The 14815-nt window shown below is 63.4% G+C and carries 11 protein-coding genes; 5 read left to right on the top strand and 6 right to left on the bottom strand.

The genetic code is table 11. The annotated features are described in order from the left end of the window. Window positions 1-41 precede the first annotated feature (41 nt). From NKH89_RS00360 to NKH89_RS00340, 5 genes are all read right to left on the bottom strand, one after another. Complete coding sequence (locus NKH89_RS00360; protein ID WP_352908296.1) at window positions 42-992, bottom strand: ABC transporter substrate-binding protein; 951 nt, start codon at window positions 990-992, stop codon at window positions 42-44. A gap of 111 nt (window positions 993-1103) precedes the next feature. Then, window positions 1104-1955, bottom strand: a complete 852-nt coding sequence (locus tag NKH89_RS00355; protein WP_352908295.1) for a DUF1194 domain-containing protein — start codon at window positions 1953-1955, stop codon at window positions 1104-1106. A 96-nt stretch (window positions 1956-2051) separates the two neighbouring features. Next, entirely contained in the window at window positions 2052-4613 is a 2562-nt protein-coding gene (locus NKH89_RS00350; RefSeq protein WP_352856330.1) for a GcvT family protein, read from the bottom strand. A gap of 268 nt (window positions 4614-4881) precedes the next feature. Beyond that, the gene (locus NKH89_RS00345; RefSeq protein WP_023676533.1) at window positions 4882-5145 is read right to left on the bottom strand and encodes a hypothetical protein; all 264 of its coding nucleotides are present in this window, start codon (window positions 5143-5145) and stop codon (window positions 4882-4884) included. 156 nt (window positions 5146-5301) lie between these two features. Continuing rightward, the gene (locus NKH89_RS00340) at window positions 5302-7791 is read right to left on the bottom strand and encodes a mechanosensitive ion channel family protein (RefSeq protein ID WP_352484517.1); all 2490 of its coding nucleotides are present in this window, start codon (window positions 7789-7791) and stop codon (window positions 5302-5304) included. A 216-nt stretch (window positions 7792-8007) separates the two neighbouring features. Between NKH89_RS00340 and NKH89_RS00335 the strand changes: the two genes are divergently transcribed. The 4 genes from NKH89_RS00335 (at window position 8008) to NKH89_RS00320 (ending at window position 13228) form a co-directional block, all read left to right on the top strand. After that, window positions 8008-9267 (top strand): sarcosine oxidase subunit beta, encoded by a 1260-nt coding sequence (locus NKH89_RS00335; RefSeq protein WP_023719918.1) that lies wholly within the window; start codon window positions 8008-8010, stop codon window positions 9265-9267. A 91-nt stretch (window positions 9268-9358) separates the two neighbouring features. Beyond that, entirely contained in the window at window positions 9359-9655 is a 297-nt protein-coding gene (locus NKH89_RS00330; protein ID WP_023719917.1) for a sarcosine oxidase subunit delta, read from the top strand. Further along, a complete protein-coding gene (locus tag NKH89_RS00325) occupies window positions 9652-12648 on the top strand; it encodes a sarcosine oxidase subunit alpha (protein ID WP_352908294.1) in 2997 nt (998 codons plus the stop codon). The genes NKH89_RS00330 and NKH89_RS00325 overlap by 4 nt, the downstream gene beginning before the upstream one ends. Then, entirely contained in the window at window positions 12641-13228 is a 588-nt protein-coding gene (locus NKH89_RS00320) for a sarcosine oxidase subunit gamma (RefSeq protein ID WP_023719915.1), read from the top strand. The genes NKH89_RS00325 and NKH89_RS00320 overlap by 8 nt, the downstream gene beginning before the upstream one ends. 20 nt (window positions 13229-13248) lie before the next feature. Here NKH89_RS00320 and NKH89_RS00315 read toward each other — a convergent pair whose 3' ends face one another. Further along, a complete protein-coding gene (locus NKH89_RS00315; protein ID WP_023719914.1) occupies window positions 13249-13947 on the bottom strand; it encodes a nitroreductase in 699 nt (232 codons plus the stop codon). A gap of 273 nt (window positions 13948-14220) precedes the next feature. On the opposite strand from NKH89_RS00315, the gene NKH89_RS00310 reads away from it, so the two are divergent. Then, window positions 14221-14814, top strand: a complete 594-nt coding sequence (locus tag NKH89_RS00310) for a helix-turn-helix domain-containing protein (protein WP_352908293.1) — start codon at window positions 14221-14223, stop codon at window positions 14812-14814. Window position 14815 lies beyond the last annotated feature (1 nt).

Genomic DNA, 14815 nt, shown 5'->3' with positions numbered 1-14815 from the left:
CGGCGGCGCAGGGCACCGCCGCCGGGCGACAATCCTGCCGGTCAGTCGGCGACGGCGCTGGTGTCGGCCAATGTCGAGACGTCGGGCGCTTCCTTGATCAGGCCCATCTGCAGCAGAAGCTCGCCGGCGGTCTTGGAAAAGTCCTGGAACTCCTTGGTGAAGAACTGCTTGTTTTCAGCCTTGTCGGCCCATTTCAGGTATTTGGCCGACTCTTCGAACTCCTTGGCCGACTGCTTCACGTCGGCGCCCATCGTCTCATAGGATTTCGCCGGATCGCTCTTGATCAGGTCGAGCGCCTCGAAATAGCTGTCGGCAAGCGCCTTGGCCGCATCCGGATTGGCCTTGAGGAACTCCGGCGTGCAGCCGACGGTGTCGAGCACCATCGGATAGTCGAGAGTGGTCACGAGGATATGCCCCTGCTCGGATTTTTCGCGCACCGCCGAGATGAACGGCTCATAGGTGACTGCCGCATCGTTCTGTCCGGCAAGAAACGCCTGCGCCGCGGCATCCGGCTCCAGATTGACGACCGTCACGTCCTTGGTCGACATGCCATTCTTGTTGAGCACCCAGGCCAGCATGAAATAGGGTGACGTGCCCGGCGCCGAAGACGCGACCGACTTACCCTTGAGATCGGCAACGGTCTTGATGTCGTTGCGGGCGACGATGCCGTCGGCGCCGTAGGATTTGTCGAGCTGGAATATCTGCTTGGTCGTCACGCCGTTGGCGTTCCAGACCAGCCAGGTCTCGACCGTGGTGGCGGCGCATTGCAGGTCGCCGCTGGCGATGGCGAGCGGCCGGCTGGCTTGCGGCACCTTCTTCAAGGTGACGTCGAGGCCATGCTTTTCGAAGATGCCGGCCTGCTTGGCGAGCGTCAGCGGCGCAAAGCCCGTCCATCCGCTGATGCCGATGCTGACCGATGTGGCGGCTATCGCCGGCGCGCACAACCCAGCGGCAAGCGCCAAGCCTGTGGCAAGAATTCCGATCCTGTTCATGTCGGTTCCCCTTTTTTGTTCGGATGGGAATTGTGTCACAGACGCCCGCAGGCTTGTCAATGAAGCCGATGCTGCACTGCGGTATGTGGCCGCCGGCAGCAAACTTCGCCATTAGCGGCTGTTGTACATCCAGCTGCGGTCGCGCCACATTTTTTCGCCGACTAGGCAGTCGGTGACGGGGATGTCCTGTGCCAGCACCAATGGCGGATGCGCCGCCTCTTCCGCCGCTCGCTGCGGCGAGGCCGGACCGGCAAGCTCCAGCACCAGCTTGCGGCGGATGGCCTCCGGAAACTGCGTCCAGTCATTGACCGGGATCATGAAGGAACCTGGCCCACCGATGACGCAATCGCTGTAGTAACGGTCGAGATTGTTGACATCGTAAGCGCTGCTGAACCCGCCGCCCTTGGTCATCAGCGGCAGGCCGTTGACAGTGATGCCCTGCTTGATCACGGCGTCGCGGGTGATGTCGACAGGTGCGCCCTGGTTGTTGGGGCCGTCGCCCGAAATGTCGATCACCCGCTTGACGCCCTGGAAGCCGCTTTCGGCGAACAGATCGCTGGCGAATTCCAGCGCGCCGGAGATGGAGGTGCGCCTGGCACTGGCCGGCGGATGAGCGGAAAGCTGCGCTGCCAGCCGCTCGGCGTCGGCACGGTTGGCGATTACCGTCCACGGCACAACGACCTGCTGCCAGGTCGCGCCTGCCCATTCGACGTAGGTGACGGCAATCTTGCCGTGAGCGCCGTCGCCGATTGCCTGCAGCACGTCGTCGTGCGTCAGCGCCGCCGCATAGCCGTGGCGCTGGATTTCGAGCTCGTCGGGCGACATGGACAAGGACACGTCGACTGCCAGCACCAGTTCGACGTCAACCGGCTCGGCGGCGCGGGAGATTGCCGCCGGCCATAGCACCGACGCCAGCGCGGCGGCACCCGAGACGAGATGTCTTGCACAGGCAAAAGCAGACATGCCGCACGGTAAGCTAAAATCGACGACCGACAAAGAGGAAAGCCCGGCCGAGAGCGCGGCTGTTCCAGTCACGTTTTTGCGAGCACGTCTCTAAGTTCAGCTGCGCGGATTGAGGTTCTCCGGGTCGTAGAGCGGCCTGTAGCCGACGGCGGCCACTTCGACCGGGTATTTCTCGCCGAAATATTCGACGCTCAACTTGCGGCTCTCCTGGCAGTAAGCCCAGGGCAGGTAGGCGAGTGCGATATTCTTGCCGAGGGTCGGACCATAGGCCACCGAGGTCGTGAACGACCGACGGCCGAGCTCGTCGACCAGCGTCTCACCGGTTTGCGGGTCCATCACCGGCATCGTGCCGACCGGATAGCGGGGAACGCCTTTGGAATCGGTATTGTCCGTCATCACAAGGGTGCAAAGCATGGCCGGCTGATGCGCCCGGGCGCGATATTCCAGATGCTTTGCCTTGCCGCAGAAATCGGCCTCCTTGACCTTCGGCCGGGCAAGATCAGCCTCCAGCAGATTGTACTCGGTCAAGAGATCCGCGTTCTGCAGGCGCAGGCTCTTCTCCATGCGGCGGCTGTTGGCATAGGTCTCGACGCCAAAGGCCATTACGCCGGTCGACCGCAGGGCGTCCCAGACGGCCAGGCCGTCCTCGTAGCGCATATGCAGTTCCCAGCCTTGCTCGCCGACATAGGAGATGCGGAAGGCGGTCACGTCCTTGCCGGCGATCCTGACAGGCTTGATGGCGGCAAAGGGAAAATTCTCCGGCGTCAGTCCGTCGGGATTTTCCACGACCTTGCTCAATGCCGCCCGCGCATTCGGACCCCAGATGCCGACGGTCACGTACTTCTCGGTCACGTCGGTGACGGTAACGTCGAAGCCTTTGTCTTCTGCCGTCCGGCGCATGTACTGGAAGTCGCGCGGTCCGGCATCGGCGCCGTCGATCACGCGGCAGCGGTCGGCCATGCGGATGACGGTCAGGTCGGCGCGCACCATGCCTTCCTCATCGAGGAAATGGGTATAGATGCCCTTGCCGATATTGCCGTCGCCGCCGATCTTTGCCGCGCACAGCCATTCCATCAGCGCGACGTGATCGGGGCCTTCGACGTCGTACATGGCGAAATGCGACAGGTTGACGATGCCGCAATCCTCGCTCATGGCGAGATGCTCGGCATTCGAGACGCGCCAGAAATGGCGGTTATCCCATTCGTTTTGACGCATCGGCACCCGGTTGCCGTATTTCTCGAGCAGATGCTCGTTGGCGGCGTAGCCATGGGCGCGCTCCCAGCCGCCGAGCTCCATGAAATAGCCGCCGAGTTCCTTCTCGCGCTCCCAGAAGGGCGAACGGCGGACGTTGCGGGCCTTAGAGAAGGGTTCGCGCGGATGGACAGCCGGGTTGTAGACCTTCATCGCGGTTTCGGTGCAGCGGTCCCAGATGAACTGCTCTTTCGTCTGGTGCGGATAGAAACGCGAATAGTCGATGGCGTGGTGGTCGATCGCCGTGCGGCCGTCCGTCATCCAGTCGGCGATGAGCTTGCCCATGCCGGGGCCATCCTTGACCCAGATGGCAACGGCATACCAGAGGCCCCTCACCTTCTGGCTTTCGCCCATCGACGGGCCGCCGTCCGCCGTCACCTGCAGCAGGCCGTTGAAGGAATGGCTCTCATTGTAGCCCAACTCGCCCAGGATCGGCGTCAGTTCCATGGCGCGCTCGAGCGGCGCCATGATCTGCTCCATGTCGAGATCGCGCTGCGACGGCGAAAGCCGTGCCTCGTTTTTCTCGAGAATGTCGCGCGGATGGCAAAGGCGCGGATTGGTCTCTTCGTAGTAGCCCCACTCGATCTGCCCGCCTTCGGCCGTCTTGGGATCGCCGGTATCGCGCATGTAAGCCGAGTTGCCCTGGTCGCGCAGCAGCGGCCAGCCGATCTCCTTGCCGGTGCCGGCGAACTCGGTGTACGGCCCGAAGAAGGTAAGCGGATGGTCGATCGGCATCACGGGCAGGTCCTCGCCCGCCATTTCCGCAATAAGCCGTCCCCAGATTCCGGTGCAGACCACGACATAGTCGGCTTCGATAGTGCCGCGGTCGGTCACCACGGCCTTGATGCGGCCGTTCTCGATGACGAGCGACTTGGCGGAGGTATTGGCAAACGCCCTGACTTTGCCGGAGGCTTCCGCCTGGTCGACCAGCTTGCCGGCGACCGTCTGCGAGCGCGGGATGACGAGGCCGGCGTCGGGATCCCACAGGCCGCCCTGTACCATCTGTTCTTCGATCAGCGGGAATTTTTCCTTGATCTCGGCGGGATCGATCAGGCGGGCGCGTGTGCCGAAGGCCTTCGCCGAGGCGATCTTGCGCTTGATCTCCGCCATGCGGGCGTCGTCGCCGACGCGGGCGACCTCGAGGCCGCCGATGCGCGCGTAATGGCCCATCTTTTCGTAGAAATCGATGGAATAGAGCGTCGTCCAGCACGACAGGAAATCGTGGCTGGTCGTGTAGCAGAAGTCGGAGGCATGCGCCGTCGAGCCGATATCCGTCGGGATGCCTGATTTGTCGATGCCGACAATATCGTCCCATCCGCGCTCGATCAGGTGATGGGCGACCGATGCGCCGACGATGCCGCCAAGCCCGACGATGACGACCTTCGCCTTTTCCGGAAACCCTGCCATTGCCCGCGACTCCAAGATGCTATTGCGCCAGACTATAGGGCGGCGCCGCGCCGCGCTTGCAGCCTGTTTGCGACATCGCCAAAAAAGCCCGCGCCACCAGCCCGTCGAATGCAGTTAGACCTACGCCTTCGCCCTGCTCAGTACGAAGGCGCTGCTAGAGCCCGTCCTGCGCAGCTTCGAAGAAAAGTGCATACCTTCATCGCCGATTACCGGAAGCAAATAAAAGGCCGGGCGTTTGCCCGGCCTTCAAAAAATCATGGCGTCGACTTTACTTGATGCGCGCGACGCCGCCCGAGATCTCAATGGTCTCCGAACCGGTCAGCGCCTCGAGGTCGCCATTCGGCAAGGTAACAAAACAGCCGCTCGGGCAAAATTCCACGGTTTCGCCGGCGGCCAGCGCCAGCTCGGTCTTGCCGCCGCCTTCGGTCACGATCAGCGTGCGGGTCTCAGCGTCCTTGTTGACCGCGCTGGCGGCATGGGCCGAACCGCCCACGGCCAGAAAAGCGATGGCGGCGACGAGAGACTTCCACATTTTGCAGTATCGGTGTTGCCACCGCCTCTGTTGCATTTTGCAAGGCATTCTCGCCGTTTGCAGGTGAGCTTATATGCAATGCAAGCTGAACGGCAACTGAATGCCGCATTCATGCCGCAATTGGTTTCCGAAGGCTTGAAGGCAAGCTCCAAACAGCTAGTCAGGATCAGGCTTCCGCACCTTGCGTCCCGACTTGGCGAGACGTTTCGCCTCCGCCACTGCCAGTGCTTTTGCTTGCTCTCGCTCGGCGAATTCGACTTCGATCTTGTCGTCGTCGATCGGCCACGCCTCGTGCTTTTTGGTCTCGACGACGGCGCGCGGCGCCGACGGAATTTCGATATGCTGGTCGGCGAACACATCGAAGATTGCAAAGCGGATGTCGTTCTGGACGATATTGCCACTAAGAACGTCTGCCAGGAACACGCGAATCTCGAATTCGAGTGCGGCCGGGCCGAAATTGGAAAACAGCACAAAGGGTTCCGGGTTCTTCAGCACCAGCGGATGGCTGCGTGCGATCTCCAAAAGGACGCCATGCACGTGCTTGACGTCGCTACCATAGGCAACGCCGACCTTGATGTCGACGCGGCCGAGCTTGTTGCGGTGCGTCCAGTTGCCGACCGCATTGTTGATCAGGTTTGAATTGGGCAGGATCACCGATTGCCGTTGGAACGTCTCGATCTCGGTGGCGCGCACGCTGATCTTCTTGACAGTGCCGCTGATGTCGCCGGCGACGATCCAGTCGCCGACCTTGAACGGCCGCTCGGCCAACAGGATCAGGCCCGAGACGAAGTTCGAGACGACATTCTGCAGGCCGAAGCCGATGCCGAGGGACAGCGCACCGGCGACCAGCGCGAGGCTGGAGAGGTCGATGCCGGCGGCCGAGATGCCGACCAGTGCCGCGACGGCGACGCCGGCATAGCCGACCGCCAGCCGGATCGAATTGCGCACGCCGGTGTCGACGCGGCCGCGCGCCATCACCGAGCCGTCCAGCCATCCCTGGAACCAGCGCGTCAGGAAATAGCCGATGATGAAGACAACGACGCCTGAGAGGATGCCGGTGATCGAGATCGTCACCGAGCCGATGGTCAGCCCCGTTGCCAGCTTGTAGGCCCAAGCCTGGATGTCGCCGGGCTGGAAGCCCCACGTCAACAGGATCAGCGGCAGGAACACCAGCACGATCATCACGTTGATGGCGACGCTGACGACCAGGCCGAGCTGGTCGAGCGCGGTCGGCTCATAGCTTGAATTGGCGGATAGCCAACGGCCGATCGAGCTATTGGCGAAGCCGCCTTCCTCGCCGATCGCCCGCGCCGACAGGAAGCCGATATAGGCGGTGACCAGGATGGTGCCGGTGATCACGACCTGCACCGAGACGAACATGGCAAGGCCGATATAGCCGAACAGCGCCGACGCGATGGTGAACAGCCCCAGCGCCACGGCGGTGTAACGCAGCCACGCCGGCCACGGCCGCCAGATCCCGTCGGCGGCCTTGAACGGCTTCAGCAGGCCCATCAGGATCAGGATGACGCCGACGATGATGGTGGCGACAAAGCTTCTGGCGATGGTCAGCGACAGCGGCGAGCCCATCTTGTCGTTCACGACCGACAGGAAATAATTGATGCCGATGGCGACGGCCATGGCCGTCGTCAGCCGCACCAGCCAGCGCGCCGGGCCGGTTTCGACAGGGATCAGACGCCAGTTCGGCAGTCGCGGCTCAAGCGCCGCATTGGTCAGCCGGTTGACGCAGAACACACCCGCGACAACGGCAGCCAGCGCATTCAGGAAGATGCCGATATCGCCGCGCAAGACGTTGTAATAATTGAAAAAGAAAATGGTCGAGGCAAGGAAGACGCCGACTGCCAGCGTCGGCAGCAATGTCGACCAGAACGCCACCGACAGCCGGCTGAGATAGGAGGGATCCTCCACCGAGGGGTCCGCTTCGAACACACGGCCGAACAGGCGCCGCCCGCCGACGAAAAGCACGGCGGCCAAGGCAAGCGCCATCAAGGCCGCGGCAAGAACGGCCTGGAACTTGAACTTGAAGGCAAAGCTCAGCCAGGACGACACCGCCTTGTAGAAACTGGTAAATTCGTTGTTGGCATCGGAAATGACCTCCGGGCTCAATGCATCGGACAGCACGTAGCGCTTGGTGAGCTGGTTGCGGAAAAGCTCGCTGCGCATATTGCCGATCTTCTCGATCAGCCCGCTGATGCGGATCGACAGGTTTTGCGCCGTGGCGATGACGGCATTGATCTCGGCTTTTTCGGAGGCCAGCGCCTGGCGTTCGCCGGTCACGATATCGGGCTCGGCCGGCTGGCCCGCGGCCGGCGGCGGGCCTAGCTGCTCTAGCCGGCTGTTGATCTCGCTCAGCCGCGGCCGGAAAGCGAGCGCGCTGTTGAGCGAGGCACGCGACATTTCTTCCAGCTGCAGCCGAATATCGACAAGGCTGGCGTCATCGTCGCCGTCCTGCTGGAACTTCGTTTCGAGATTGTCGGTCTTCGTCGTCAGGTCCTGGAGGATTTTCTGCTGATCACTGACCAGTCCCGCGGGCGCCTGGCCAAGCCCTTGCGCCACCGCTCGCAACGAAAGCGGCGCCGAGGCGACAAGCATCAGGACCAGAACGAAGCGGAGCAGTCGGAAAAACATGATTGTCTGGCGACTCACGGGCGATAAGGCGTTCTAAAGGCCCGCTCTTGATAAAGACCGACATATCTGGGGGCAAGCCGTCCCTGACGGCCCGCTTTCGAAGTCGGCCATATCCAATCGAAGTCGGGGAGTCGAAAAGCGATGGCGCAATCTTGGCTTTGCGTTGGCCGCCTGCTCTATAGTCTGCCGCCAAGCCTGAAATGGATGACAATAAGAATGGCGGAATATTCGGCCTTTTCGCTTCTCAAGAACGCGCTGACCGGAAACAAGGACTGGAGGCCGGCCTGGCGCAAGCCCGACCCGAAGGCGTCCTACGATGTCATCGTCATCGGCGGCGGCGGCCATGGCCTGTCGACCGCTTACTATCTCGCCAAGGAGCACGGCATCACCAATGTCGCGGTGCTGGAGAAGGGCTGGCTCGGTTCCGGCAATGTCGGCCGCAACACGACGGCCGTCCGCTCCAACTACCTGCTGCCCGCCAACACGCGCTTCTACGAACATTCGATGAAGCTGTGGGAGAACCTGTCGCATGACCTCAACTATAACGTCATGTTCTCGCAGCGCGGCTGCCTGAACCTCGCCCACACACCTGCTCAGCTCGACGACTATGCCCGGCGCGGCAACGCCATGCGCCATCTCGGCGTCGACGCGGAACTGATGACCACGGCGGAGATCGCCCGCCTGGTGCCGGCGCTGGACGTCTCCGCCACGGCGCGTTTCCCGATCGTCGGCGGCCTGATGCAGCGACGCGCCGGCACCGCCCGCCACGATGCGGTCGCCTGGGGATATGCGCGTGGCGCAGATCGCCGCGGCGTCGACATCGTCGAAAACTGCGAGGTCACCGGCTTCCTGCGCGACGGCGACCGCATCACCGGCGTCACGACGACCCGCGGCGAAATCCGCGCTAAAAAGGTAGCGGTCGCGGTGGCCGGCAGCACCGGGCGGGTCATGCGGCTTGCCGGCATCGAGACAATGCCGATCGAGAGCCACGTGCTGCAGGCCTTCGTTACGGAATCGCTGAAACCGTTTATCGATACGGTCCTGACCTTCGGCATGGGCCATTTCTATATGTCGCAATCGGACAAGGGCGGCCTTGTCTATGGCGGCGACCTCGACGGCTACAACAGCTACGCCCAGCGCGGCAGCCTGCCGATCGTCGATGAGGTGATGAGCGAGATGCTGGCGCTGTTCCCGGGGCTCGCCCGCGTCCGCATGCTGCGCTCATGGGGCGGCGTCTGCGACATGTCGATGGACGGCTCGCCAATCATCACCACCGGTCCGCTGCCGGGCATGTATCTCAACTGCGGCTGGTGCTATGGCGGCTTCAAGGCGACGCCGGCTTCCGGCTGGTGCTTTGCCTGGACCATTGCCAAGGACGAGCCGCACGATCTCAACGCGGCCTTCACGCTCGACCGCTTTTACCGTGGCATGGTGATCGACGACAAGGGCCAGGGCGCCACGCCCCGGCTGCATTAGGCCATGATCCCGAACCGCAGGTCCGCGTCAGCGAAAAGTGGAAACCGGTTTTCGGACAAGATCATGGTCAAACGAGAAGTTTAAGAGATCCATGCTCATCACCTGCCCCTATTGCGGCCCGCGCGACGTTATCGAATTCACCTATCAGGGCGACGGCAATCGCCAGCGCCCACAGCCCGCGTCGCAAAACCTCGACGCCTGGAACGCTTATGTCTACGACCGGCTGAACCCCGCCGGCGACCACAATGAGATCTGGCAGCATTCCGGCGGCTGCCGCGCCCATCTCAGGGTGGTGCGCAACACGCTGACGCACGAGATCTCCAGCACTGCCTTCGCGCGCGGCGACCACAACTCGGTTGCGCGGCACAGGGCCGAGGACAAGTCATGAGCCCGCGCCGTACCGAGACCGGCGGCCGCATCGACCGGCTGCGGACCATCCGCTTCACCTTCGACGGCGCGCCTTATACCGGCCATGCCGGCCACACGCTGGCTTCGGCGCTGCTGGCCAACGGCGTCACCCTGTTTGGGCGTTCGTTCAAATATCACCGCCCGCGCGGCGTGCTGACTGCCGGCGTCGAGGAGCCAAACGCGCTCGTGACTGTGTTGAGGGGCGAGGTTCGCGAGCCGAACATTCCCGCCACCATGGTCGAGATCTATGACGGGCTGGCCGCAATGAGCCAGAACCGCTTCCCCTCGCTTGCCTGGGACGTCAATGCCATCAACCAGCTCGGCGGCAAGCTATTGTCGGCCGGCTTCTACTACAAGACCTTCATGGGACCCGTGGTCGGTCCGCTGAAGGGCACGCGCTTCTGGATGTTCTGCGAGCATTTCATCCGCCGTGCCGCCGGCCTGGGCAAGGCAGGCACGGCTCCCGATACGGCGCGCTACGAACGCATGAACGCGTTTTGCGACGTGCTGGTAGTCGGTTCCGGCCCGGCCGGGCTGATGGCCGCCAGGGCGGCCGCCGATCAGGGTGCACGCGTCATCCTGGCCGAGCTCGAGCCGCATTTCGGCGGCTCGGCCAATTGGTCGGGCGAGACGATCGATGGCATGCCGGCCGCCGATTGGGCGGCGCGCGCCGCCGGCCAGCTTGAAGGCCATGACAATGTTCGCCTGCTGCCGCGCACCACCGTCTGGGGCTATTACGACGGCAACACGCTTGCCGCGATCGAACGCGTCACCGACCATAAGGAAACGCCGGACAAAGGCGAGCCGCGCCATCGCTACTGGACCATCCGCGCCAAATCGGTGGTGCTGGCCACCGGCTCCCTGGAGCGTCCCTTGGTCTTTCCTGGCAATGATCGGCCAGGCGTGATGCTGGCGCATGCGGCCGAGCGCTATGCCAATGAATATGGCGTGCTGCCGGGTCACAGGGTCGCGCTGTTCACCAACAATGACAGCGCCTATCGCGCAGCACTGGCGTTGAAGAAGGCCGGTGCCGCGGTCGTCGCCATCGTCGACGCGCGCCCGGAGCTTTCGAGCGAAATGCGCAAGCTGGCCGGCGAGACCGAAGCCGAGATCTTTTCTGGCCACGCGGTGATAGCCACCGAGGGCGGCAAGGCGCTTTCCGGCTTCAAGGTGCAGCGCTTCGACATGGCCAGTGGTGCGCTTTCCGGCGATGCGCGCAGCATCCACGCCGATTGCCTGCTGATGTCGGGCGGCTGGTCGCCGACCATCCATCTGGCCAGCCAGGCCGGAGCCAAAGCGGAATGGAACGAAGCGTTACAAGCGTTCCTGCCGCCGAAACCGACAACACGGCAATGGATCGGCGCCGGCGCCTTCACCGGCAGTTTCTCCACCGCCGAGGCGATCGCCGAAGGTCGCGCCGCCGGCCTTTCCGCTGCGGGCGCAACAGCCACGCCGGCGGCCTTGCCTGCCGTCGGGGCAGCACCTGGCGATCCCGATCCGGCACCGGTGTTCGAGATCAAGGCCGCAGGAAAAAGCTTCGTCGACTTCCAGCATGACGTGACGGCCGACGACGTGCGGCTGGCGCATCGCGAAGGCTTCGTCTCGGTCGAGCATCTGAAGCGCTACACCACGCTCGGCATGGCGACCGACCAGGGCAAGAGTTCCAACATACCAGGCCTCGCCATCATGGCCGAGGCGCTGGGCAAGCCGATCCCGCAGGTCGGCACGACGCGCTTTCGTCCGCCTTTTTCGGCGGTGTCGATCGGCTCGCTTGCCGCCGAACGCTTCGGCGATCTGAAGCCCGAGCGGCTGACGCCGATGCATGACTGGCACGTCGCCAACGGCGCCACCATGTATTCGGCCGGCCTCTGGTACCGGCCGATGATCTACGGCCATCCCGGTGAAACGATCGAGCAGGCCTATGTGCGCGAGGCGAGAGCCACGCGCGAGAGCGCCGGCATTGTCGACGTCTCGACACTGGGCAAGATCGCGGTGCAAGGCCCGGACGCGGCGGAATTCCTCGACCGCGTCTACACCAACATGTTTTCGACGCTGGCCGTCGGCAAGGCGCGTTATGGGCTAATGCTGCGCGAGGACGGCCTCGCCTTCGACGACGGCACCACCTGGCGGCTTGGCGAGCAGGATTTCCTGATGACCACCACCACCGCCAATGCCGGCAAGGTAATGCAGCATCTGGAGTATTTTCTCGACGTGATCTGGCCGGAGCTGAAGGTCCACGTCACCTCGGTCACCGACCAATGGGCCGGTGCCGCCATCGGCGGGCCGAACGCCAGGCAGATATTGGCTGCTTGCGTCAGCGGCACCGCTGTCGACAATGCCGCCCTGCCCTTCATGGGCATCGTCCACGGCGAAATCGCCGGCGTGCCGGTGATGATCTGCCGGCTGTCCTTCTCCGGCGAAATGGCCTTCGAGGTCTATTCCGGCGCCGGTTACGGCACCCATGTCTGGGAGGCGCTGATCGAAGCCGGCAAGCCGTTCGGGCTGGTGACCTACGGACTGGAGGCGCTGGGCACCCTGCGCATCGAGAAGGGCCACGTCACCGGCGCCGAGATCGACGGTCGTACCACGGGGCGCGACCTGCATCTCGACTGGATGCTGTCGAAGAAGAAGCCGTTTATCGGTTCGGCGATGATGGATCGCGAGGGGCTGATCGCGCCCGACCGCCTGGAACTCGTCGGTATTGTTTCGCTCGACAACCAGCCGCTAAACGGCGGCGCACACATCGTCGAGGAGCTTGACGAAGCCAATCCGCACGGCTCGCTCGGTCACATCACCGCTTGCTGCTATTCGCCGGCGCTCGGCAAATATATAGCGCTTGCCTTGGTCAAGGGCGGCAAGGCGCGGCGCGGCACGCGCGCTTATGTCTCCGACCCGTTGCGCAACCGGTTCGGGCCGGTCGAGATCGTCTCCAACCATTTCTTCGATCCGGACGGGAGCCGCATGCATGGTTGAGCGCCAATCACCGCTTGAGCCGGTGCTGCATCCAGGCTCGCATGGCAATTTCGAGCACGGTGTCGAAATCATCCTCTCCGAAACCAGGCCGGGTTCGATCCTGCAGCTCGCCGCCTGGCCCGGCCAGGAGAAGGCGTTGATGGCCGGCATCCGCACTGTTACCGGCCTGGCTTTGCCCGACGGCGCCGGCGGCGGTGTCACGGACGGCGTCAGGTCGGTGTTCGGCTTTGCGCCGGGAAAGTTCACAATGGTCGATGAGGCCGAGGGATTGGCATCGGCCTTTGCCGACGTCGTCACTCCGTCCATCGGTACGGTGACCGACCTTTCGCACGGCCGCACCGCGATCCGTATCGCCGGGCCAAAGGCCGAGTGGGTCCTGGCAAAATTCTTCGCCATCGACTTCGCGCTGCCGGCCTTCCCGATCGGCGCCGGCCGCTCAACCATGCATCACGACGTCTTCGCCCAGATCCAGCGCACCGGTGCCGATCAGTTCGACATCTATGTGTTCCGCTCGTTCGCACGCTCGTTCTGGAAGGCACTCTGCCACGCCAGCGAGGAAGTCGGCTACGAAGTGCAGTAGCTAGACGGCGCGTCGTCACCTTACTCGGCGAACGTCACCCACTCTTCCAGCGGCGCGCGATCGGTGCGGAAGGCATTTTCAGGCTTGGACGTATCCTCGTGGCCGAGCGCCATGCCGCACACGACGATCTCCTCGTCGGGAATGTCGAGCACGGGCCTGATCTGCCGGTGATAGGGCGCGAAGGCGGCCTGCGGGCAGGTGTGTAGGCCCCTGCCCCGCGCCGCGACCATGATGTTCTGCAGGAACATGCCGTAGTCGATCCACGACCCCTTGTTCAGCCGCCGGTCGACGGTGAAGATCAAGCCGACCGGCGCATCGAAGAAGACGAAATTGCGGTCGTGTTGCGCACGCATCCTGTCGACCTCGCGCCGGCCGATGCCGAGCACGCCGTAGAGGCCGAAGCCGTTGGCCCGCCGTCGCGTCAGATAGGGTTCGAAGAACTGGTCAGGATAGTAGCGGTACTCGTCCCACTCCGCCTTTTCGGCGCGGATGCCCGAACTGAGAATGGCGTCGGTGATGCGCTGCTTGACCTCGCCCTTGGTCACATAGACCTTCCAGGGTTGCATGTTGGTGCCTGAAGGCGCGCGCGCGGCAACGGCGAGAATATCGCGGATGGTGTCGTCATCGACCATGTCAGGCAAGAAGGCGCGTACGGACCGGCGCGAGGTGATCGCGTCATCGACGATCGCCGCCGCAATCCGGGAGTTGTTTTCCAGCATGGGCCGTCCCTTTGCGCATAATCCTGGAACCCGGCTTTTCCGGAAAGGATCATGCGCCGACTAGAAGTGATGGAGCATCCTTGCGAGTTTCTATGAACGCTCGACGCCCTATCCGCCTCGACCGGACGCCCCACTCGCCGCTCGTGTGCCGAGCCTTTGCCTGAACCGTCAAAATGGCGCAAGTAAATCTTGTGGGTTCATGAAAATCATCTTGATTTTTTCACAGACCTGCGGTCACATGAAATTTGCTGGGAATTTTTCATCGAGACAGGGATGGCTTTGCCCTCAACCGCCGCAACACCGGAACAAGATAACGGCGAACGGCTGCTGGCCGGCGACATTCGCGCGTTGCGCAAGGCGCGCGGCCTGACGCTTGCCGAAATCGGGCTGAAGCTCGGCCGTTCCGTCGGCTGGCTCAGTCAGGTCGAGCGCGGCCTGTCGATCCCGTCGCTCGGCGATCTCAGGGCCTTCGCCGAATTGTTCGGCGTGCCGGTCAGCCTGTTCTTCAGCCATGACGTGCCTGTCGAGACCGAACGCGGCGTGGTCGTGCGCGCCGGCAACCGGCGCACCCTTGGCACAAGCGATTCCGGCCTGGTGGAGGAGCTTCTGTCGCCGGATCTCGGCGGTAGCTTCGAGATGCTGCGTTCGGTCTTCGCCCCCGGTGCCGAGCTGAAGACCGAGGCCCGCCGGCCGACCGAGGAAGCCGGCTACGTCGCGTCCGGCAGCTTCGACATCGAAATTGCCGGCGTCTGGCACCGGCTTGGAGCAGGCGACTCCTTCCGCTTTGACGGCAAGCCGTTCCGCTGGCGCAATCCTGGAGCGGAACCGGCTGTGGTGATCTGGGTGGTTTCGCCGCCCGTCTATTGAT

This window comes from Mesorhizobium sp. M0923, assembly GCF_040319365.1.
Lineage (GTDB): Bacteria > Pseudomonadota > Alphaproteobacteria > Rhizobiales > Rhizobiaceae > Mesorhizobium.
This window is presented reverse-complemented; position numbering and strand designations above follow the sequence as displayed.